Source organism: Paraburkholderia phenazinium (assembly GCF_900142845.1).
Lineage (GTDB): Bacteria > Pseudomonadota > Gammaproteobacteria > Burkholderiales > Burkholderiaceae > Paraburkholderia > Paraburkholderia phenazinium_A.
In genome coordinates this window covers 3014388-3033388 of sequence record NZ_FSRU01000002.1, presented here as the reverse complement: position 1 = coordinate 3033388, position 19001 = coordinate 3014388, and the positions used below count along the sequence as shown (strand labels likewise).

Annotated in this window: 18 protein-coding genes; 5 read left to right on the top strand and 13 right to left on the bottom strand. The window is 64.2% G+C overall.

Annotation, left to right across the window (positions count from 1 at the left end; translation table 11 throughout):
* The first annotated feature begins 95 nt into the window (after nt 1-95).
* The gene (locus BUS12_RS30635; RefSeq protein WP_074301088.1) at nt 96-326 is read left to right on the top strand and encodes a cysteine-rich CWC family protein; all 231 of its coding nucleotides are present in this window, start codon (nt 96-98) and stop codon (nt 324-326) included.
* Between the two features lie 131 nt (nt 327-457).
* On the opposite strand, the gene BUS12_RS30630 is transcribed toward BUS12_RS30635, so the two are convergent.
* A complete protein-coding gene (locus BUS12_RS30630; RefSeq protein WP_074301087.1) occupies nt 458-2092 on the bottom strand; it encodes a tetratricopeptide repeat protein in 1635 nt (544 codons plus the stop codon).
* 102 nt (nt 2093-2194) lie between these two features.
* Between BUS12_RS30630 and BUS12_RS30625 the strand changes: the two genes are divergently transcribed.
* Together BUS12_RS30625 and BUS12_RS30620 are read left to right on the top strand one after the other, a co-directional pair.
* A complete protein-coding gene (locus BUS12_RS30625) occupies nt 2195-3505 on the top strand; it encodes an ATP-binding protein (RefSeq protein ID WP_074301086.1) in 1311 nt (436 codons plus the stop codon).
* Entirely contained in the window at nt 3502-4044 is a 543-nt protein-coding gene (locus BUS12_RS30620; RefSeq protein ID WP_074301085.1) for a response regulator transcription factor, read from the top strand. The genes BUS12_RS30625 and BUS12_RS30620 overlap by 4 nt, the downstream gene beginning before the upstream one ends.
* 184 nt (nt 4045-4228) lie before the next feature.
* Here the strand turns inward: BUS12_RS30620 and hslU are convergent, their stop codons facing one another.
* The 9 genes from hslU to BUS12_RS30575 all read right to left on the bottom strand — a co-directional run bounded on the left by hslU (nt 4229) and on the right by BUS12_RS30575 (nt 13843).
* Nucleotides 4229-5575: an ATP-dependent protease ATPase subunit HslU gene (gene hslU / locus BUS12_RS30615; RefSeq protein ID WP_074301084.1), complete on the bottom strand. Its 1347-nt coding sequence runs from the start codon at nt 5573-5575 to the stop codon at nt 4229-4231.
* A gap of 9 nt (nt 5576-5584) precedes the next feature.
* Nucleotides 5585-6121, bottom strand: a complete 537-nt coding sequence (gene hslV / locus BUS12_RS30610; RefSeq protein WP_074301083.1) for an ATP-dependent protease subunit HslV — start codon at nt 6119-6121, stop codon at nt 5585-5587.
* A 475-nt stretch (nt 6122-6596) separates the two neighbouring features.
* A complete protein-coding gene (dksA, locus tag BUS12_RS30605; protein ID WP_074301082.1) occupies nt 6597-7016 on the bottom strand; it encodes an RNA polymerase-binding protein DksA in 420 nt (139 codons plus the stop codon).
* A gap of 611 nt (nt 7017-7627) precedes the next feature.
* Entirely contained in the window at nt 7628-8716 is a 1089-nt protein-coding gene (locus BUS12_RS30600) for a CobW family GTP-binding protein (RefSeq protein WP_074301081.1), read from the bottom strand.
* 193 nt (nt 8717-8909) lie between these two features.
* The gene (locus BUS12_RS30595) at nt 8910-10112 is read right to left on the bottom strand and encodes a class I SAM-dependent rRNA methyltransferase (RefSeq protein WP_074301080.1); all 1203 of its coding nucleotides are present in this window, start codon (nt 10110-10112) and stop codon (nt 8910-8912) included.
* Between the two features lie 91 nt (nt 10113-10203).
* Nucleotides 10204-11127, bottom strand: coding sequence for a tyrosine recombinase XerC (gene xerC / locus BUS12_RS30590; RefSeq protein ID WP_074301079.1), 924 nt, complete (start codon nt 11125-11127; stop codon nt 10204-10206).
* Between the two features lie 32 nt (nt 11128-11159).
* The gene (locus BUS12_RS30585) at nt 11160-11873 is read right to left on the bottom strand and encodes a DUF484 family protein (RefSeq protein ID WP_074301078.1); all 714 of its coding nucleotides are present in this window, start codon (nt 11871-11873) and stop codon (nt 11160-11162) included.
* A 109-nt stretch (nt 11874-11982) separates the two neighbouring features.
* Nucleotides 11983-12846, bottom strand: coding sequence for a diaminopimelate epimerase (dapF, locus tag BUS12_RS30580; RefSeq protein ID WP_074301077.1), 864 nt, complete (start codon nt 12844-12846; stop codon nt 11983-11985).
* Nucleotides 12847-12958: 112 nt separating this feature from the next.
* The gene (locus BUS12_RS30575; RefSeq protein ID WP_074301076.1) at nt 12959-13843 is read right to left on the bottom strand and encodes a lipid A biosynthesis lauroyl acyltransferase; all 885 of its coding nucleotides are present in this window, start codon (nt 13841-13843) and stop codon (nt 12959-12961) included.
* A 276-nt stretch (nt 13844-14119) separates the two neighbouring features.
* On the opposite strand from BUS12_RS30575, the gene metK reads away from it, so the two are divergent.
* Nucleotides 14120-15307, top strand: a complete 1188-nt coding sequence (metK, locus tag BUS12_RS30570; RefSeq protein ID WP_074301075.1) for a methionine adenosyltransferase — start codon at nt 14120-14122, stop codon at nt 15305-15307.
* A 129-nt stretch (nt 15308-15436) separates the two neighbouring features.
* On the opposite strand, the gene BUS12_RS30565 is transcribed toward metK, so the two are convergent.
* Both BUS12_RS30565 and BUS12_RS30560 read right to left on the bottom strand, forming a co-directional pair.
* A complete protein-coding gene (locus BUS12_RS30565) occupies nt 15437-16939 on the bottom strand; it encodes a Fic family protein (protein ID WP_074301074.1) in 1503 nt (500 codons plus the stop codon).
* A 270-nt stretch (nt 16940-17209) separates the two neighbouring features.
* Nucleotides 17210-17563 carry a hypothetical protein gene (locus tag BUS12_RS30560; RefSeq protein WP_074301073.1) on the bottom strand — a complete coding sequence of 118 codons (354 nt, stop codon included), beginning with the start codon at nt 17561-17563 and terminating at the stop codon, nt 17210-17212.
* 405 nt (nt 17564-17968) lie between these two features.
* On the opposite strand from BUS12_RS30560, the gene BUS12_RS30555 reads away from it, so the two are divergent.
* Nucleotides 17969-18730, top strand: coding sequence for a phytanoyl-CoA dioxygenase family protein (locus BUS12_RS30555; protein ID WP_074301072.1), 762 nt, complete (start codon nt 17969-17971; stop codon nt 18728-18730).
* A 45-nt stretch (nt 18731-18775) separates the two neighbouring features.
* Here BUS12_RS30555 and BUS12_RS30550 read toward each other — a convergent pair whose 3' ends face one another.
* The gene (locus tag BUS12_RS30550; protein ID WP_074301071.1) at nt 18776-18982 is read right to left on the bottom strand and encodes a DUF3185 family protein; all 207 of its coding nucleotides are present in this window, start codon (nt 18980-18982) and stop codon (nt 18776-18778) included.
* Nucleotides 18983-19001 lie beyond the last annotated feature (19 nt).

Below are 19001 nucleotides of genomic sequence, written 5' to 3'. Positions count from 1 at the left end.
TGTGCCGCCGGCGGCGAGACCGCGCTTTCAGGCGGCTCGCCAGACGTGGCATTATTTCCTGACCGGATGTCCGGTAACTCCATTCGGGATGTGCCATGAATCCGCCCGTTGACCCGACGCATGCGACGAGCGCGCGCTGCCCGCGTTGCGCCAGTGTGTTCGACTGCGCCATGCACGGGCAGCCGTTCGACTGCTGGTGCAAGGCGATGCCGGCGTTGCCCGCAGACCGGCTGGAGCCGGGCGGCCGCTGCCTGTGCCCGGAGTGCCTTGCGGCTGAGATTGCCCGCGTGCAGGCGGGACGTGTGGTTGGGGGTGAAGCGGGCTGAGGGGCTTAAGGGACGTGAAGGGCCTGAGGGGCGCGAGGCCCGGCGTGAGTTTGCCTGCGCTTTGCCTATGCCGGTCGGCGCGTCGCGTGCTTCGTTGCTGGCACTAACGCGGCACCATGTACCGCTCGGCCCTACCGAGGCTGGCCGGCGAGCGCCGCCAGATCGCGCGTCACCTCGTCCAGCACCGGCGCCCACTCGCCGAACTGGCGCTGGCGGTACAGCGTCGCGGTGGGATACCACGGGTTGTCGCGCCGTTCCAGCAGCCATGTCCAGTGCGGATTGACGTCGAGCAGCACCCAGGTGCGCTGGCCGATCGCGCCACCCAGATGGGCGACCGAGGTGCAGACCGTAATCACCAGATCGAGCGCGCTGACGAAGGCCGCGGTGTCGTCGAAACTTTTCAGCTCGGCGGTGTAATCGATCATCGGCAGGCCGGCTGTTTGCGCGGCGGCCACATCGGCCGTGGCGCCCGGCTGCAGCGAATAGAACGCCGCGCCGCCGATGCCACGAAAGGCCGTTGCAAAGCGCTCCCAGCCCACCGCCCGGAACGGATTGCGCTGGTGATTGAGGCTGCCGGTCCACGCCAGTCCCACCTTGAGCCGCTTTTCGCCGGCGAGGCGCGCCTGCCAGGCGGCGCTGGCGGCGGCATCCGGCTGCAGGTAGGGCACCATGCCGGGAAGGGTGTCGTCGAGCGTGCCGAGCACGAGCGGCACGCTCATCAGCGGGATCTCGTAGTCGAATGCGGGCAGCGTCTCGACGCCGCCGCCCGCCGAGTAATCGTCCACGTGGCCGCCGAGGCTGCGCGCGAGGAGCGCCCCCATCTGCGGGAACGAGTTCCAGACGACACGGCCCCCTTGCGCATGCACGCGCGCCGCCAGCAGTGGGATGTAGCGGCAGCACTGCAGGAGATCGCCCATGCCCTGTTCGCCCCACACCAGCAGTGTCTTGCCGGCGAGCGGCTCGCCCTGCCATTGCGGCGCCGGCATTGCCGGCCGGTTGCCGCCCAGTTCCTGAGAACCCTGCCAGCGCGCTTCGTGAGCCGGCCAGCCATTGACGTAGTCGCCACGCACGAGCTGCAGCATTGCCAGGTTCGAGCGCATCGTGGGGTCGCCAGGGGCGTGCTCGCAGGCGGCTTGCGTGTGCCCGACGGCCTCGTCCCAGCGTTGCGCTTCCTTGAGCGCCAGCGCATAGTTGTTCAGCGCGAGCGGACTGTCGGGCGCCAGTTCGACGGCGCGGGCGCCCGCTTCCAGCGCGCGCGGCAAGTCCATCGCGAAGCGGCTCGCCTGGGCGAGATTGGTCCAGGCGTTGCTGTCGAGCGGGTCGGCCTGGAGCGCGCTTTCCAGCAGCGCGACCTGCTCGGTGAGGTCGCCTCCGGCAAGCGAGAGCGCGCCAGCCAGATTGGTGCGCAGTTGCGGCAGTTGTGGATCGAGAGCGAGCGCATGGCGATACGGCGCGAGTGCGTCGCGGTGCCGGTTCGCCAACTGCAGCGCGTAGCCGAGGCGGAAGCTGGCGATGGCTTCATCGGGCCGCAGTTGCGCAATAATGGCGGCGAATGCGACGGCGTCCTCATGCCGGCGTTGCTCAAGCAAACCGCGGGTGATGCGCTCGGTCGCGTCGTGGTCGACGGCTTGCAGGAGCGCCGCGGCTTCGAGCCAGATAGCGCGCGCTTCGGCCTGGCCGTTGTGCTGTGCCAGCGCGGCACGCTGCAGGAAAGTGAGAAACGCGGGCCACGCAGGGTGGCCGGAGTCGGAAATCATAGGCGGCATGAATCGGTCCAGGCGCTGTCGCGATTTTTTGTCAAGCGGTCGATGGTACCGTCGAACCCCAACGCAGTGGGTCGGACAACTCCGAACAGGTAAACTGGCGTCATGCATCGTATAACCAACACCGGCCGGGTCAACCTGGGACATCTGTTCTGGCTGCGCAGTCTCGCGATTATCGGCCAACTGGTGACCATCGCGGTCGTGCAGACCTTTGTCGGCGTGCATTTGCCGCTGCCGGCCATGCTGCTCGTCATCGGCCTCGAAACGGTATTCAACGGCCTCACCTGGCTGCGCGTCTCGAAGCAACGGCCCGAGTCCAATCTCGAATTGTTCGGCCAACTCTGGGTCGATCTCGGCGCGCTGTCGGCACTGCTGTTTCTCTCGGGCGGCACGACCAATCCGTTCGTCTCGCTTTATCTGCCCTCGCTGGCGATCGCCGCCGCCGTGCTGCCGTGGCACCTGATGTTGTGGCTCGCCGGCTTCGCGGTGGCCTGCTATGCCGTGCTCGGCTTCGATTCCGTGCCGCTGAATCTCGACAATCCCGCCAACCTGTTCGACTACTACCGCGCCGGCATGTGGGTGAACTTCACGGTGAGTGTCGGCCTGATTGCATGGTTCGTCGCGCGGATGTCGCGAGCGCTGCGTCAACGTGACGCAGCGCTCGGCGACGCCCAGCAACGCCTGCTGCGCGACGAACGCGCGGTGGCCCTCGGCGTGCAGGCGGCGACGGTCGCCCACGAGATCGGTACGCCGTTGTCGACCATTGCTATGCTGTCCGAAGAGTTGCGCGATGCGGCGCGCAGCGACGCGGGCCTTGCCCCCTATAGCGCCGACCTGGAATTGCTCGAGCAGCAGATGACGCTGTGCACGTCGGCGCTGGCACGCCTACGCTCGCGCGCATCGACGCCCGGGAGCCGGCAGCCGGTCGGCGAATGGCTCGAGTCGTTCGCGCAGCAGTGGCGTTTGCGCCATCCGCACGTCAAATTCGAGCGCCTGGGTACGCCGCCGGCCGGAGTCGACCTTGACGATACGGTCGCGGTCAGCCAGATTCTCACGATCCTGCTGGACAATGCAGCGCGAGCGAGCCGTGATCACGTGACGCTGGCGGCCACGCTGTCGCAGCAGGACGAGCGGATCGAATTTGAAGTTTGCGACGCCGGGCCGGGTATTCCGGCGTCGTTGCGCGGCTCGCTTGGGGCGATGCCGGTCGACAGCACCCAAGGCGGCCATGGCGTGGGCCTGTATCTGGCGTTTTCGGCGGCGGCACGGCTTCGCGGTTCGATCGAGCTGACCGACGTCAAGGAGACCAGACCGCGCGGCACGCGTGCAGTGCTGCGGCTGCCCGTGGCGGGTCGACAATCATCCGGTGTGGGCCCTACAGGCGCCGCGCCATCCAATACGGAGAAACAGGCATGAGCGACATGAATTTTCTGGTGATCGACGACGACGAAGTGTTCTCCGGCATCCTCGCGCGCGGTCTGACGCGGCGCGGTTTTACGGTGGCCGAAGCGCATAACGCCGAGGAAGCGATCAAGCTCGCGAATCAGCAGAAGTTCGGCCAGATCACGGTGGACTTGCACCTGGGCAACGATTCGGGCCTCACGCTGGTGGCGCCGCTGCGCGAACTGCAACCGGACGCGCGGATGCTGGTGCTGACCGGTTATGCGAGTATCGCGACGGCTGTTCAGGCGGTGAAGGACGGCGCCGATAACTATCTGGCCAAGCCGGCCAACGTGGAGACAATTCTCTCGGCACTCCAAAGCGAAGCGAGTGCGCTGCAGGCGGAGGAGGCAATCGAGCATCCCACGCCGCTTTCGGTGGCGCGCCTCGAATGGGAGCACATCCAGCGGGTGCTGGCCGAGCATGGCGGCAATATTTCCGCAACCGCTCGTGCGTTGAACATGCACCGGCGCACGTTGCAACGCAAGCTGGCGAAACGGCCGGTGAAGCAGTAGGCGTTGCCGCGCGAGTAGTCAGTCAGTGCAGCCATGGGCGATGCGTCGCCCGTGGTCACACCGCTTCAATGAAAAACGGGCGGCCTCGCGAGAGACCGCCCGTCTTTTATTGCGTTGCGCTTTTGCCGGAGCGGAGGTCCGCCAGGCACATCATGCGCAAAGCCGTCCTGCAAGCGCTGCGGCGTTACAGCACGTAGCGCGACAGATCTTCGTCATCCGCGACTTCGTTCAGCGCGCGGTCGACATAGGCCGCATCGATCCGCACGTTGGTGCCGGCATGATTGCCGGCCGCAAACGACACCTCTTCGAGCAGCTTTTCGATCACCGTGTACAGCCGGCGTGCACCGATATTCTCGGTCTTCTCGTTCACCGAGAAGGCGATCTCCGCCAGGCGGCGAATGCCGTCTTCGGCGAAGTCGAGATGCACGTCTTCCGTGGCGAGCAAAGCCTGGTATTGCTTCACGAGGCTCGCGTCGGTGGAGACGAGGATCGATTCGAAGTCGTTCACGGACAGCGAATCCAGCTCGACGCGAATCGGGAAACGGCCCTGCAACTCGGGGATCAGATCGCTCGGCTTCGCGAGATGAAACGCCCCGCTGGCGATAAACAGGATGTGATCGGTCTTGACCATCCCGTACTTGGTATTGATCGTCGTGCCTTCGACGAGCGGCAGCAAATCGCGCTGCACTCCCTGACGTGAGACCTCGCCGCCGCCGGCTTCGCTGCGCGAGGCGATCTTGTCGATTTCATCGAGAAACACGATGCCGTTCTGCTCGACGTTCTGCACCGCCTTGGTTTTCACTTCCTCGTCGTTGAGCATCTTCGACGCTTCCTCGTCGGTCAGCAGCTTCAACGCTTCCTTCACCTTGAGCTTGCGGCGGGTCTTCTTGCCGCCGCCGAGATTGGCGAACATCGACCGGATCTGCTCGGTCATGTCTTCCATGCCCGGAGGACCCATGATGTCCATGCCCGCTTGCGGCTGCTCGACGTCGAGCTCGATTTCCTTGTCGTCGAGCAGGCCTTCGCGCAGGCGCTTGCGGAAGGTCTGGCGGGTCGTGCTGCCTTCGTCGACGGTGTCGGCGGGGCTCGAACTGGCGCCGAATCCGACCGGCCGCGCGCTTGGCAGCAGGATCTCGAGGATGCGGTCTTCGGCCTGGTCTTCAGCCTTGGTGCGCACCTTGCGCATTTCCGTTTCGCGGGTCTGCTTCACCGAAATTTCGATCAGGTCGCGCACGATGCTGTCCACGTCGCGGCCCACGTAACCCACTTCGGTGAACTTGGTGGCTTCGATCTTGATGAACGGTGCGTCAGCGAGCTTGGCGAGACGCCGGGCGATTTCCGTCTTGCCGACGCCCGTCGGTCCGATCATCAGAATGTTCTTCGGCGTGATTTCCTGGCGCAGCGGCTCGCCCACCTGCTGACGGCGCCAGCGGTTGCGCAGCGCCACCGCGACCGCTTTCTTCGCGCGGCCTTGGCCGATGATGTGCTTGTCGAGTTCCGAGACGATCTCGGCAGGGGTCATGGTGCTCATCGTGGGTCCTTACTCGATCGTCTCGATAACGCGGTTGTGATTCGTGTAGATGCACATGTCGCCGGCAATCTGCAGCGACTTCTCGACGATCTCGCGCGGCGACAGCTCCGTGTTGTCGGCGAGCGCCTTGGCCGCCGCCTGCGCATACGCGCCGCCCGAGCCGATTGCGCAGATGCCGCCTTCCGGGTCCAGCACGTCGCCGTTGCCGGTGATGACGAGGGTGGTGTGCGCGTCGGCCGCGATCAGCATGGCTTCGAGCCGGCGCAGCATGCGGTCGGTGCGCCAGTCTTTGGCAAGCTCGACGGCCGAGCGGGTCAGGTTGCCCTGGTGTTTTTCAAGTTTGGCTTCGAAGCGGTCGAGCAGCGAAAAGGCGTCGGCTGTGCCGCCGGCGAAGCCGACCAGCACCTGGCCGTTATAGATGCGCCGGACTTTTTTGGCACCGCCCTTCATGACGATGTTGCCCAGCGTGACCTGTCCGTCGCCCCCGAGGGCTACCTTGTCGCCGCGGCGCACGGATACGATCGTCGTGCCGTGAAATTGCTCCATATGCGTTCCTTTTGCAAAACGGGTAGGACGCGGCAGCGCTCGCACGCCATCGCGCCGATGCGCCGGGCGCTACCGCCTGAAGCCGATAGAGCGCACGGCGCGCGACGTCAAGCCAGCAAAGGGCGGCCCGCGCGCTCGTACGACGCATGTCGGGTTTATTTTAGGGCGGGCGCTGTCATATCAAGAGCCAGCCGAACGGCATAGGGCGGAAAAACGCCGGAAAAAAGCGGCAGAGACGGGGTAGGACGCGAGGGGATGGGAGCCGCGGCGACCAAATGACTGGTGCGCGGCGGGCGCGGTGCCCGGAGCGGTAAAAGATGCTGGTGACCGGGGCACAGGCGGGGCGGGTATGCGGCGTAAAGCGGGACGCCGGGCGCCAGCCCCCACTGGCCGCAAAGAAAAAGGCGCACAGCTCACCGTGCGCCTCTCAACGAAGCAGCGTGTCAGGGCGGGCCGTAGGCCGCGCCGCAGGCGTTCAGTCGCCGAACAGCTTCTGGCGCAGTTCGCGGCGTTCCTGCGCTTCGAGCGACAGGGTAGCTGTGGGCCGGGCCAGCATACGCGGAATGCCGATCGGCTCGCCGGTTTCTTCGCACCAGCCGTAGTCGCCCGATTCGATGCGCGCGAGCGATTGCTGCACCTTCTTCAGCAGCTTGCGTTCGCGGTCGCGCGTGCGCAGTTCCAGCGCATGCTCTTCCTCGATCGTCGCGCGATCGGCCGGGTCCGGCACGATCACGGTTTCGCGCAGGTTTTCGGTCGTCTGGCCGGCATTGCGGAGAATCTCCGCCTGCAGCTGTTCAAGCTTGTTCTTGAAGAAAGCGAGCTGATCCTCATTCATGTAATCCTTGTCGCTCATCTTCAGGATTTCGGCTTCGGTCAAGAGTCGTTTCGTCGTCATCTGGCTTGCTTCTTCAATGTGAGGCAAAACTCGTACATGTTGCCCGCACTTTCGTGTTGCCCGCAAAGGCGGTGAAACGCTCAATGAGCGCCGGCGAACACGGACGGTGGGCTGTCGTGACGCCGAAGCGCCGGACGCCTAAGCGCTGGGCGCCCTGGCGTCGATGCGGGGCCGAACTCCTCTGGAAACGATCTTCAAATGCTCCTGAGGCATTGCTTACCGGCGGCGTGCCTGTTGCGGCGGTGGGCCAGCCAGCTTGTCGGCGTGCTGCTTCCCGGACAAGATTTTCCGGCGCCGTGTCAGGCCCGGCGCGGGATACGCGCTGACCGGGCAATCGTTCTCATTCTCCAGTGGGCACGTATTGTAACTGAATCACAATCCGTCACCGCAACCGGGATTATTCCGGGCCGCGGCACGCCATTATCCCGAAAATATAACGCGCGAACGCCTAAAAAGCGATGCCCGTGCACGATTCCTGCAACAGGGTTTTCACGCGTTTTTCACAGGTTGCGTGCTTCCTGGGTGCTTTTGGGCAGAACCGGGGGCTTTTCGAGCCCCACGCATTCTTCGTTCCCGGCTCTGCGACCCCTGCCGCCCCTGCCGGCGGCCGTTCAGACGAGGCAAGCGCTCAGGCCGTCGGTAATCAGGTCTTGCGGCAATTCGATGCCGATAAAGACCATCTTGCTGTTTTTCTTTTCGACCGGTTGCCATTTGGCGGCCAGATCGCTGCCCATCATCTGATGCACGCCCTGGAACACCACCTTGCGGTCGACGCCCTTCATGTACAACACGCCTTTATAGCGCAGCAGCCGCTCGCCGTAGATCTGCAGGATGCCGCCCAGGAAGTCCTCGAGCTTGTTCGGATCGAACGGGCGGTCGCTGCGGAAGACGAACGACTTGATCTTGTCGTCGTGATGCGCGTGGTGGTGATGGCCGTGGTCGTGGCCTTCGTGATCGCAGTGGCCGTGATCGTGGTCGCAATTCGCGTGGTCGTCATGCGTATGGCCGTGCTCGTCGTGCGCGTGGGCGTGGCTGTGCGCGTGCTCGTCTTCAGCCAGGAAGTCCGGGTCGATTTCCAGCTTCGAATTCAGGTTGAAGCCGCGCAGGTCGAAGATTTCCTTGATGTCCGCTTCGCCGAAATTCACCATCTTGATCGCCGCGCGCGGGTTCATGTGCAGCAGGCGATGACGCAGCGCGTCCAGCGCGGCTTCGTCGACCAGATCGGCCTTGGTGATGAACAGGCGATCGGCGAAACCGACCTGGCGCTGCACCACTTCGTGCTCGTCGAGCTGGTGGTTGGCGTGCTTGGCGTCGACCAGCGTGATGATCGCGTCGAGCAGGAATTCGTCGGCGATCTCGTTATCCATGAAGAACGTCTGCGCGACCGGACCCGGATTCGCGAGACCTGTGGTTTCGATCACGACGCGGTCGAAATCCAGCTCGCCGGCGCGCTTTTTCGCCGCCAGGTCGCCGAGCACGCGCGCCAGGTCGCCGCGGATCGTGCAGCAGATGCAGCCGTTGCTCATCTGGATGATCTGCTCGTTCGCGTCCTGCACGAGGATTTCGTTGTCGATATTCTCTTCGCCGAACTCGTTCTCGATCACGGCGATCTTCATGCCGTGCTTTTCGTTCAGGATGCGCTTGAGCAGGGTGGTTTTGCCGCTGCCGAGGAAGCCGGTCAGGATAGTGACGGGAATCATGGTGGTCGCCTGTTTGTGCGTGAATCTGTGCGTGAATCGGAATGCCTGGAGCGGCGGCAGACATAAGCCTGCGCCGTTCGAGCTAATCGGTTATTGAAACATATCTGTCAAGCCGCTGCAGACGGCGGGCCTTCGGGCACTCAGGCACCCGGTCCGCCCGCCGCGCGGGAAATAACCCTCAAACTATGGGCGATCAGGCGATTTGCAACAATAGGCCTTTCAGATACTCGCCTTCCGGGAAAGCCGTGAGCAGCGGATGGTCGACGCCGGCCCCGAGGCGCTTGAGGATGCGGGCGTCGACGCGGGCATCCGCGGCCGCGCCGGCAACGATCTTCTGGAACAGCTCCGCGTCGATGGCGCCGGAACACGAATAGGTGAACAGCAGGCCGCCCGGGCGCAGCAGCTTGAGGCCGGTCAGGTTGATGTCCTTGTAGGCCCGCGCGGCGCGGTCCACGTGTTCGCGCGACGGCGCGAATTTGGGCGGATCGAGCACGATCAGGTCGAAGCGCTCGCCTTCTTCGTGGAGCCGGCGCAGCGTCTTGAACGCGTCGGCGTCGAGCCAGGTGGCGCGGGCGGCGTCGAAGCCGTTGGCGGTGACGTTCTGTTGCGCGAGCGCCAGAGCCTCGCCGGAGGAGTCGATCGACACCACCCGTTTTGCCCCGCCCTTGAGCGCCGCCAGCGAGAAGCCGCCGGTGTAGCAGAAGCAGTTCAGCACGTCGCGATCCTGGGCGAGCTCCTGCACGAGGGCGCGGTTGTCGCGCTGATCGACGTAAAAGCCGGTCTTGTGGCCGTTACGCACGTCGACGTGGTAGCGCACGCCGTTTTCGCTGGCGATCAGCGGGTCGGACGGCGGCTCGCCCGCCAGCACGCCGGTGATCTGTTCCAGGCCTTCCTTCTCGCGGATCGACACGTCCGAGCGCTCATAGACGTTCGGGCAGCCGGTGGCGGCGCTTAAGGCCGCGACGATCGCCTCCTTCCACGCCTCGACCCCGGCGGCCATGAACTGGCAGACGAGCTGGCTGCGCTGGCCGGCGTCGTCGGCGACGTAGTGATCCACGATCAGGCCCGGCAGGCCATCCGCTTCGCCGAAGATCAGGCGCACGGCGCCGGTGTTGTGCACCATCGCCTGACGATGCTCGATGGCGCGCTGCACGCGGCGCTTGAAGAACGCGTGGTCGATCGGCTCCGCTTCGTCGAAGCTCCAGACCCGCGCGCGAATCTGCGAATGCGGGCTGTAGGCGGCGCGCGCCAGAAAACGGCCGTCATGCGAGCGGACCAGCACGGTAGCGCCGGCGGCCGGCTTCCCGTCGACGCGGTCGATGGCGGTCGCGTAGACCCACGGATGGCGGCGCAGCAGCGACTTTTCTTTCGACGGTTTGAGCGTAACGGTATTCATGACTTCGTGAGGTATTCAGCAGAACAATAGGCCGCTCGAGGCGGCGAAACTGGCGAGAGCGGGCGCCGAACGCCCACCAGAAGCGTTCGTCTCAGTCGCGTTTTTTGGCGCGCGGATGCGCCTGGTCGTAGACGTGCGCGAGGTGCTGGAAATCGAGCGCGGTGTACACCTGCGTGGCGGTGATGCTGGCGTGCCCCAGCAGTTCCTGCACGGCGCGCAGATCGCCGCTCGACTGCAGCACATGGGTGGCGAACGAGTGGCGCAGCACGTGCGGATGGACATTGGCGGGAATGCCGGCGACCAGCGCCATGCGCTTGACGCGCTCGCGCACGACGTTCGGCGACATCCGGTTGCCGCGCGCCGACAGAAACAGCGGATGCGGGTCTTGCTTGACGAATTCGCCGCGCACCGCGAGCCACGCGTTGAGCGCATCGAGCGCCTTGCTGCCCACGGGCACAATGCGGCGCCGGTTGCCCTTGCCGAGCACTTCGACTTCGGCGGAATCGAGCTTGAGCCAGCCGGCGGAACGGTAGCCGCCGGTGTCGGCGAAGCGGGCGTCGAGCCCGACCAGTTCCGCGAGGCGCAAGCCGGACGAATAGAACAGTTCGAGGATCGCGTGATCGCGCAGCCCTTCTGCCGTGCCGGCGGCGGGCGCTTCCATCAGCCGGTTGGCATCGTCGACCGAGAGCGCCTTGGGCAGCGTTTTCGCCTGCTTCGGTGCGCGCACTGTCGCAACCGGATTGGCCGGCAGGTCGACCCGCCCGGCGAGCCAGCGGTAGAAGGCCCGCCATGCCGACAGCCGGTGACTGATCGAACGCGCCGTCATGCCGGCCGCGTGGGCTCTCGAAACCGCGCCGCGGATGTCGATGGCGGTCAGGCTTTCGAGCGGCCGGCCTTTGGCCAGCCGCTTCAGTTCGTCCAGTTCATGGGTGTAGCCGCGCAACGTATGCGCCGATAGCCGCCGCTCGTGCTCGAGATTCGACAGGTAGTCGGCGATCGGATCGGCGGTGGTCACAGTGGGTCGGCGGCGGGTGGCGGATCGGCCGTTCAGCGCGGCAGCAGGCGGCTGAGCGCCGCGCTGGCCAAGGCGCCGATCTGCGTCAGGAAGTCGGTCGCCATGCCGTCGTGGAAGCGCCGCGGGTCGGACGAGCCCATCACCAGCAAGCCGAAAGTCGGCGTCTCTTCCTTGCCCTCGGGGTCGCGCAGCGCGAGCAGCGCGATCGATTCCGTGGCATGCCCGCCTTCCTGCGGCTCGGCGCCTTCAGCGGGCACGGACGTCACCGCCGGCACGAGCCATTGCGCCGCTTCGAAGCCGGAATTGGCGCCGCAATACGGTGTGGTGAGGCTGTTCGCGAAGATCCGCACTTCCTCGCCAACCTGACGCGCGAAGTCGGCCTGGGTGTAGGGCTCGGCGACGTCCCACACGCGCAGCGCCGCCTGCGGCACGTCGAACACATCGCGCAGGCCGTTGGCGATGGTGCGCGGCAGTGCGTACGGATCGCGCTCGGACATCACGCGGATGGTCCAGCGGTTGAACTTCGACGCAATGCTGTCGTTCTCGTGCCCGTAGCGCAGCAGTTCGGCGAGGCGCCGTTCGAGATGCTTGTTCTTCTCGCGCAGCATTTCCATCTGCCGTTCCTGCAGCGAGACCGCGGCTTTGCCGTGCGGATTCGCGAGCTTGATGGTCGCGAGCATTTCCGCGTGTTCGGCGAAGAATTCGGGGTTGGCGAGCAGGTATTCAGCGACTTCGCGATCGTTCATGGTTTCGGCTAAAGGACTACGCCCTCACGCGGGCGCATCGGTCAATGGGGTCAGTCGGTCACGTGTCTGGTTGGGTACGGCCATGCCTCGGGCCACGCGTCGTGGCCGCTTAGTCGGCCAGTTCGATTTCACCTTCGAATACGGTCGCAGCGGGCCCGGCCATCAGGAGCGGCGCATCGTCGTGTTCGCCATTCCAGGAAATTGTCAGCGCGCCGCCATGGGTATGCACCTTCACCGGCGAATCGAGCAGCCCGCGGCGGATCCCGGCGGCGACCGCCGCACAGGCGCCCGTGCCGCATGCCAGTGTCTCGCCGGCGCCGCGCTCGTAGACGCGCAGGTTGATCTCGTTGCGCGCGACGATCTGCATGAAGCCGGCGTTCACCCGTTGCGGGAAGCGCGGATGATGTTCAATGATGGGCCCTTCGATCAGCACCGGAAACGCCTCGACGTCCTCGACCACCTGCACGGCGTGCGGATTGCCCATCGAGACGACCGAGATCCAGCGTTCGACGCCGTTCACCTCGAGCGGCCAGAGCGTGTCGCCACCCTCGCGGCGTCCGTCGAGGCGGCTTGCGTCGAACGGCACGCGGGCCGGTTCGAACACAGGCACGCCCATATCCACCGTGACTTCGCCGTTGTCCTGCATGGTCAGCGTGATGACGCCGTTTTGCACCTGGACCCGCACGCTGCGCTTGTCGGTCAGGCGCGTGTCGCGCACGAACTTGACGAAGCAGCGCGCGCCGTTGCCGCAGTGCTCGACCTCGCCGCCGTCGCAATTGAAAATGCGGTACCTGAAATCCACGCCCTCGATGGTGGGCTTTTCGACCAGCAGGAGCTGATCGGCGCCGACGCCGAAGTGCCGGTCCGCGAGCGCGCGCACTTGCTCCGCGCTCAGCTTGAGCGGCTGCGTAAAGCCGTCGAGCACGACAAAGTCGTTACCCGCGCCGTGCATCTTGGTGAATTTCAGTCTCATGTCGCTATTGTAAGGGACGCGCGCGGACGTGCGCCGAACGCCGTTTTTATTGCGCCGGGATCCTTCGTGTTGCGGGGCTCGCCATTTCCGCCAGGCGGCTCCCGCGTTGCGTTCAGTACACGCTCGGCTCGCCCGGCGGCCGCGTCTTGAAGCGCTTGTGCACCCAATAATATTGTTCCGGCATCAGCGGAATCTGCTCTTCCAGGAACGCGTTCATGCGGCGCGCGTCGGCTTCGTCGTCGCCGGTGGGGTAGTGGTCCCACGGCTTGAACACCTTGAGACGATAGCCTTTGTAGTTCGGCAGCACTTCGCCGATGAACGGCACCACCTGCGCCTGGCCGACCTTGGCAAGCCGCCCGACGGCGGTCAGCGTGCAGGCCGGCACGCCGAAAAACGGCACGAAGGCCGAATTGCGCATGCCGTAGTCCATGTCGGCGCCGAGCATCACCGGCTTTTTGTCGCGCAGCCAGCGCAGCACCATGCGGGCGCTGTCGGCGCGGCTTGCCATGTCCGCGCCGAAGCGGGCGCGCGCCGCCTTGGCGACGGCCTCGAGTTCCGGGTTCGACATGGGCTGATACAGCGAGCCGCATTGGCGCCTGAGCGAATAGTTCAGGAAGATCGAGCCCGCCTCGATACCGACGAAGTGAAAGCCGAGAAACAGCGTGGGCGGCAGGTTGGGGTCGGTGAGGTCGATCGCGCTGTCGAGCTGGATCAGCTTTTCGAGCTTCCTGGCCGAGCCGAACCACTGGACGCTGCGCTCCACATAGCTGCGGATGGCGTGGCGGAAATGCTTCTGCGCGACGTCTTCACGGCGCTCGTCGCTCCATTCGGGGAAGCACAGCTTCAGGTTGATATGGACGATGCGCTTGCGCCGGCTGGGGATCTGATAGAGCAGCCAGCCCAGGCCGTCGCCGATGCGGGCGATGAGGCCGTAGGGCAAAAGCGCAAACAGTTTCAGCAGTCCGATGGCGAGTTTGGCTCCGAAGCGGCTCAGCATGTCGCCGCTCCACGGCGGGCACCTGAGGACGCGGCGCTCAAGGAAACCGAAAACGAGTCGAAATACAACACGCGTGGGTACTCTGTGACAAATGTAGGAAGTCGCTATAATAAGGGCTTCGCCGAGTTAATAGACAACTTGCGGGGCGAAGCTGGCAGGTGCGATCCACGCGATACGCGCCCGCTAGTCAGGAAATCCGCTAAAGCGTCGCCGCTTCAGGCCTCCGAAGCTGGCTACGTGAAACTCAACCGTAACCACATAACAGGAGTCTGCAACGTGGCAAACGACTATCTCTTCACCTCAGAATCCGTTTCCGAAGGCCATCCGGACAAGGTCGCGGACCAGATCTCGGACGCGATTCTCGACGCCATCCTGGCTCAGGACAAATATTCCCGCGTCGCCGCTGAAACGCTGTGCAACACGGGTCTGGTCGTGCTGGCCGGTGAAATCACCACCACCGCCAACGTCGATTACATCCAGGTCGCGCGCAATACGATCAAGCGCATCGGCTACGACAACACCGATTACGGCATCGACTACCGCGGTTGCGCGGTGCTGGTCGCGTACGACAAGCAGTCGCCGGACATCGCCCAGGGCGTGGACCGTGCGCACGACAACAACCTCGACCAGGGGGCGGGCGACCAGGGTCTGATGTTCGGCTTTGCGTGCGAAGAAACACCGGAGTTGATGCCGCTGCCCATCCACCTCTCGCACCGTCTGGTCGAACGCCAGGCTAACCTGCGCCGCGACGGCCGTCTGCCCTGGCTGCGTCCGGATGCGAAGTCGCAGGTCACCGTGCGCTACGTCGACGGCAAGCCGCATTCAATCGACACGGTCGTGCTGTCCACGCAGCATTCGCCGGACATCGAGCTGTCCACACTGCGCGAAGCCGTGATCGAAGAAGTCATCAAGCCGACGCTGCCGGCTGAGCTGATCAAGGGCGACATCAAGTTCCTGGTCAACCCGACCGGCCGGTTCGTGATTGGCGGCCCGCAAGGCGATTGCGGCTTGACCGGCCGCAAGATCATCGTCGACACGTACGGTGGCGCGGCTCCGCACGGCGGCGGCGCGTTCTCGGGCAAGGATCCGTCGAAGGTCGACCGTTCGGCGGCTTACGCCGGCCGCTATGTCGCGAAGAACATCGTGGCTGCGGGTCTCGCGTCGCGCTGCCTGATTCAGGTGTCGTATGCGATCGGCGTGGCGCAGCCTACGTCGGTGATGGTCAACACGTTCGGTACGGGCCGCGTGTCGGATGCAACGATCACGCGCCTCGTTCAGGAACACTTCGACCTGCGTCCGAAGGGCATCATCCAGATGCTGGACCTGCTGCGTCCGATCTACGAAAAGAGCGCCGCTTACGGCCACTTCGGCCGCGAAGAGCCGGAATTCACGTGGGAGGCGACCGACAAGGCGCTGGTCCTCGCTGAGGCCGCAGGCACGGAGCCGGTGGCTGCGCTGGCTTAAGCCACGTTTGTCTGGCGGTTTTGAATGAAGGACAGGGACGCGAATCCCTGTCCTTTTTTATTTGAAACGCGTGTTTCGTCGCGGGAATACGTGCTTGAGCCGAGCGGCGGGTTGTCTGTGACAGGCCGGCTACGTTGCCCGGGAACCGTCGGCATTCAACAGACGAAACTCCGCAGGCGATTCTTCCAGCGAGTTCGTGGCCCTGATTTGCAGTATTAGGTTGGCAAGGCCCGAGTAGTCGAATTGGGCGCACCACTTTGCCATTCGGGACATTGCCTTGATTAGCGGCTCCGTGTGCTGCCCTTGTGTCAGCACTCGAAGGCAGTCGACAAACTGAGGGTGGAACAGCGTCGGGATGATGATGCGACAGCGCTCGACTCTGGATAGCTCGGCGTTCATGATCAATCGCGACAAGCGGCCGTTACCGTCCTCGAACGGATGAACTTCGGCAATCAGGAAAAGATAGTAGATGGCCCGAGCAAGTCCCTCGGGAACTGCAAGCGCCAGGCGGGACCCTTCTGCAAGGGTTCCGCGTACGTGCGAAGGCTGTACGAATTGCGTCGTGCCCGCATAGTTCGATTCGAGTTTCAGCTGCCCAGGACGAGCCTCGGGGCGTCGCTCAAGCATTCTCAGATGCCGCTCCTGAAGGACATCGACGAAGTCGTCACCGACCGGAGGTACGGCTGCCCTGGTGTCGGTACTGTTGGCGAGATTGAACACTCCCAAAATGTCGTGAGAATCCTTAGGTCGTTGAGGAACGATCTTATTGCGCAGGACGATCCCTTCGGCTTCCTCCACGGAGAATTTGGTCCCCTCTACGTAGTTGGAAAAGTACGACTCGAAGAACGCGAAATTGATTCGGCCGCTGCCTGGCGCAGCGACCTCGGCAATATCCGGCAGCACTGCGACGCGTAGCGCGGTCGCGAGGGTACCGAAGAGGTTGATGCGGTTCGTATCAATGGGCGTGCCGTTAGCGATGGCCAATCCTGTCTTGGTTTTGAGCGTCCCTTTCGAGTGAGTGCTCAGCAGCGCCCCGATCATACTGTTGAGTACATCAAAACTGGCCCCGGCGGCCAATGGAACGGACAATTCCCGAGCGCGGTCGCGAATCCGGTTTAGCCCAGTTTCCTTGTTTGCGTTCAGGCAGTTGATGAGGCGCTCCTCCACCTCCTCGTGCGACGCGCGGGTCGTCGCAGAGCCACGGCTTAGATTTTCGAGCAGAGCGCGTTCGAAAGAAGACCAATACAGGTCAAATGATCCAAGTGGAAAATCTCCGGGCTGGCGGCCGGGGCCCTTAAGCAAGACCAGAGTGAGGCCGGGATAGCGGATGCGCCGGTTGAAGCGCGTGGGATGCGATATCACGACCTCGTTGGTCGCTGTGATACCGCGCGTGAACGCGCTGAGATGCGAAACGACGCCGCCAGGGACGGCGTGCGCGGCAAGCTTTTGCCAGTTCCGCTGAACTCGCCCTGCGATTTCTTCATCGACTCCAGCTTCGACGTAGACACCCGGGGCGACTCGCGTCAAGAGTCCGCTCTTGGCGCGCCGCTGGAGGTCGCGGTCGAATGCAGCGTCGCCGGTCGCAAACAGCACTTCATCGAACTGTCGTTTTTCCGCTTTTAAGCCGCTCATTTTCGCCCGCGCGTGTCGTATTTCAGCTTTTATTATAGTGCTTTTGTCGTTTTTCAGCTAAATCCGAGGCGTGCTGAGGCACATGGTCCGTCGCTTTCCCGCTAAAGAACTGGGATTCTGGACGAGAAATGTCGCCGAAGCGCTAAGCTGGACGCGATTTTGTCGCGAACGAGCTTATTTAGCGTGGCGGACGCCATAGGAGGGTGTATCGGAGAGCTCTAAGCAATGGTTGCCACTGGGTAGTACAAAAAATCGCACTAAACGCATGCCTCAGCGGCTTGCGAACCCAAACCACCCTTCACTGCTAAACGACATCCGGCGCGGCCGACGGCTGGTGCTGCGTGGCGCGGCGACGCGTGGCGCGGGCAGCGCGCGCAACGGCGTCGGCTTGCGCAGCAGCGTGCGCAGCGAAAAGCGGCGCGAGCCGGCTTGCGTGCGCAGTGCGATGAAGAACGTCTGGAACCAGGTGCGGATGCCGTCCACCGGTTTGGCGTCGCGCCATTGCCCGGCGAGCGCGCGGGTACGGGTTGCGTGGTGGCGCAGCGCGCGCACGACATGGCGGCGCGCGGGACGCGCTGCCTTGAGGGCGGCGCGGGTAAGACGGGTGCTCAGGAGAGTGTGCATGGCTTCAAAGGTGGGCAGCGTGTCGCGCGACGGGAGGTGCTAGAAAAAGCAGCACCAACTATGCCAGCGGGAGCGGCGCGCAAGCCCGGAAATGGACCGGAAAGTGGCGGCAGCGGCCTGGAAAGGCCGTGCGCTAAGGAAAGCAGCGGGAATTGCAATCAACATGCGAGCAGGCTACACGCGAATCGTGACGTCAGAAAGTCCGTTTTAACCCTCGGGCTTACGGGTTTTTACGGGGCAGATCCGTCGCCGGCGCAGATGAAATCCGTCCCTTGACGGTCGAAAAATGTGCATGTCCGCCCTTGCCGCGTGCACCCGGCCCCTTTGTCGCACCGCAAAGGCCGCACGCTGATCGCGCACGTTTTACAATCGAGCATCAGCCAGTAGAAAGTAACGGAATACCCCATGTCAGTTCATTCGAAGAAAGAACAGGTTCAGATGTTGCGGGAACGGGGCTTCGTCGTCGTGCCGGGGCTGGTTTCGCCCGAGCGCTGCAGCGAACTGAAGCAGATCGCCCTGCAGCAATTGCAGGAAGCGGCCACGCCGGTCGAGTTCGAGGCGGATCTGCGCTATCCGGGCGCGCCGGAGTCCAAGCATGCGCCTGGCGGCCATACGGTGCGCCGGCTGCTCGATGCCTATGCGCGCCACCCGCGCTTCGCCGAGTGGGCCACGGCGCCGGAAATCCGCGGCTGGATGGAAACCTATTTCGGTGAGGAACCGCGCCTGTCGCGCGCCCATCACAACTGCATGATGACCAAGCATCCTGCCTATGGCAGTCTGACCGGCTGGCATCGCGACGTGCGTTACTGGTCGTTCGAGCGGGACGATCTGGTCTCCGTGTGGCTCGCGCTCGGCCCGGAAACCGTCGATAACGGCGCGCTGTGGCTCGTGCCGCAGTCGCACAGTGCGACGTTCACGTCCGAGCGTTTCGACGACGCGAAGTTCTTCCGCTCCGATTTGCCCGAGAATCAGGCGCTGATCCAGACGGCTGTGTCCCCGGAGCTCAAGGCCGGCGATGTGGTGTTTTTCCACTGCAATACGCTGCATTCGGCCGGCAAGAACATCAGCGACGACGTGAAGTTTTCGCTGGTGTACACCTATCACGGCGCGAGCAACGTGCCGCTGCCGGGTTCGCGCTCCGCGTCGAAGCCCGAAGTGGCCTTCTGAACCAAGGCCGGGCACCCGCCGGGCGGGTGCCCTCTGCCGCGCGTCCTAGCGCTTGCCGCTCGATGTGGCCATCCCAATCAGGCCTGCGAGCGTCGCCACCACGCCGCCTGCAATCAGGTAAATCGCCTTGTTGGAGGGCGAGCCGGTGAACACGCGCGACACGTCGCTGCTGAGCGAGTGGTACGCCTCGCCGCCGAAGTACAGCAGCACCACGCCGCCGACAATCAATGCGAGCGAAATCGCTTTGGTCATGAAAAACCTCCTATAAACA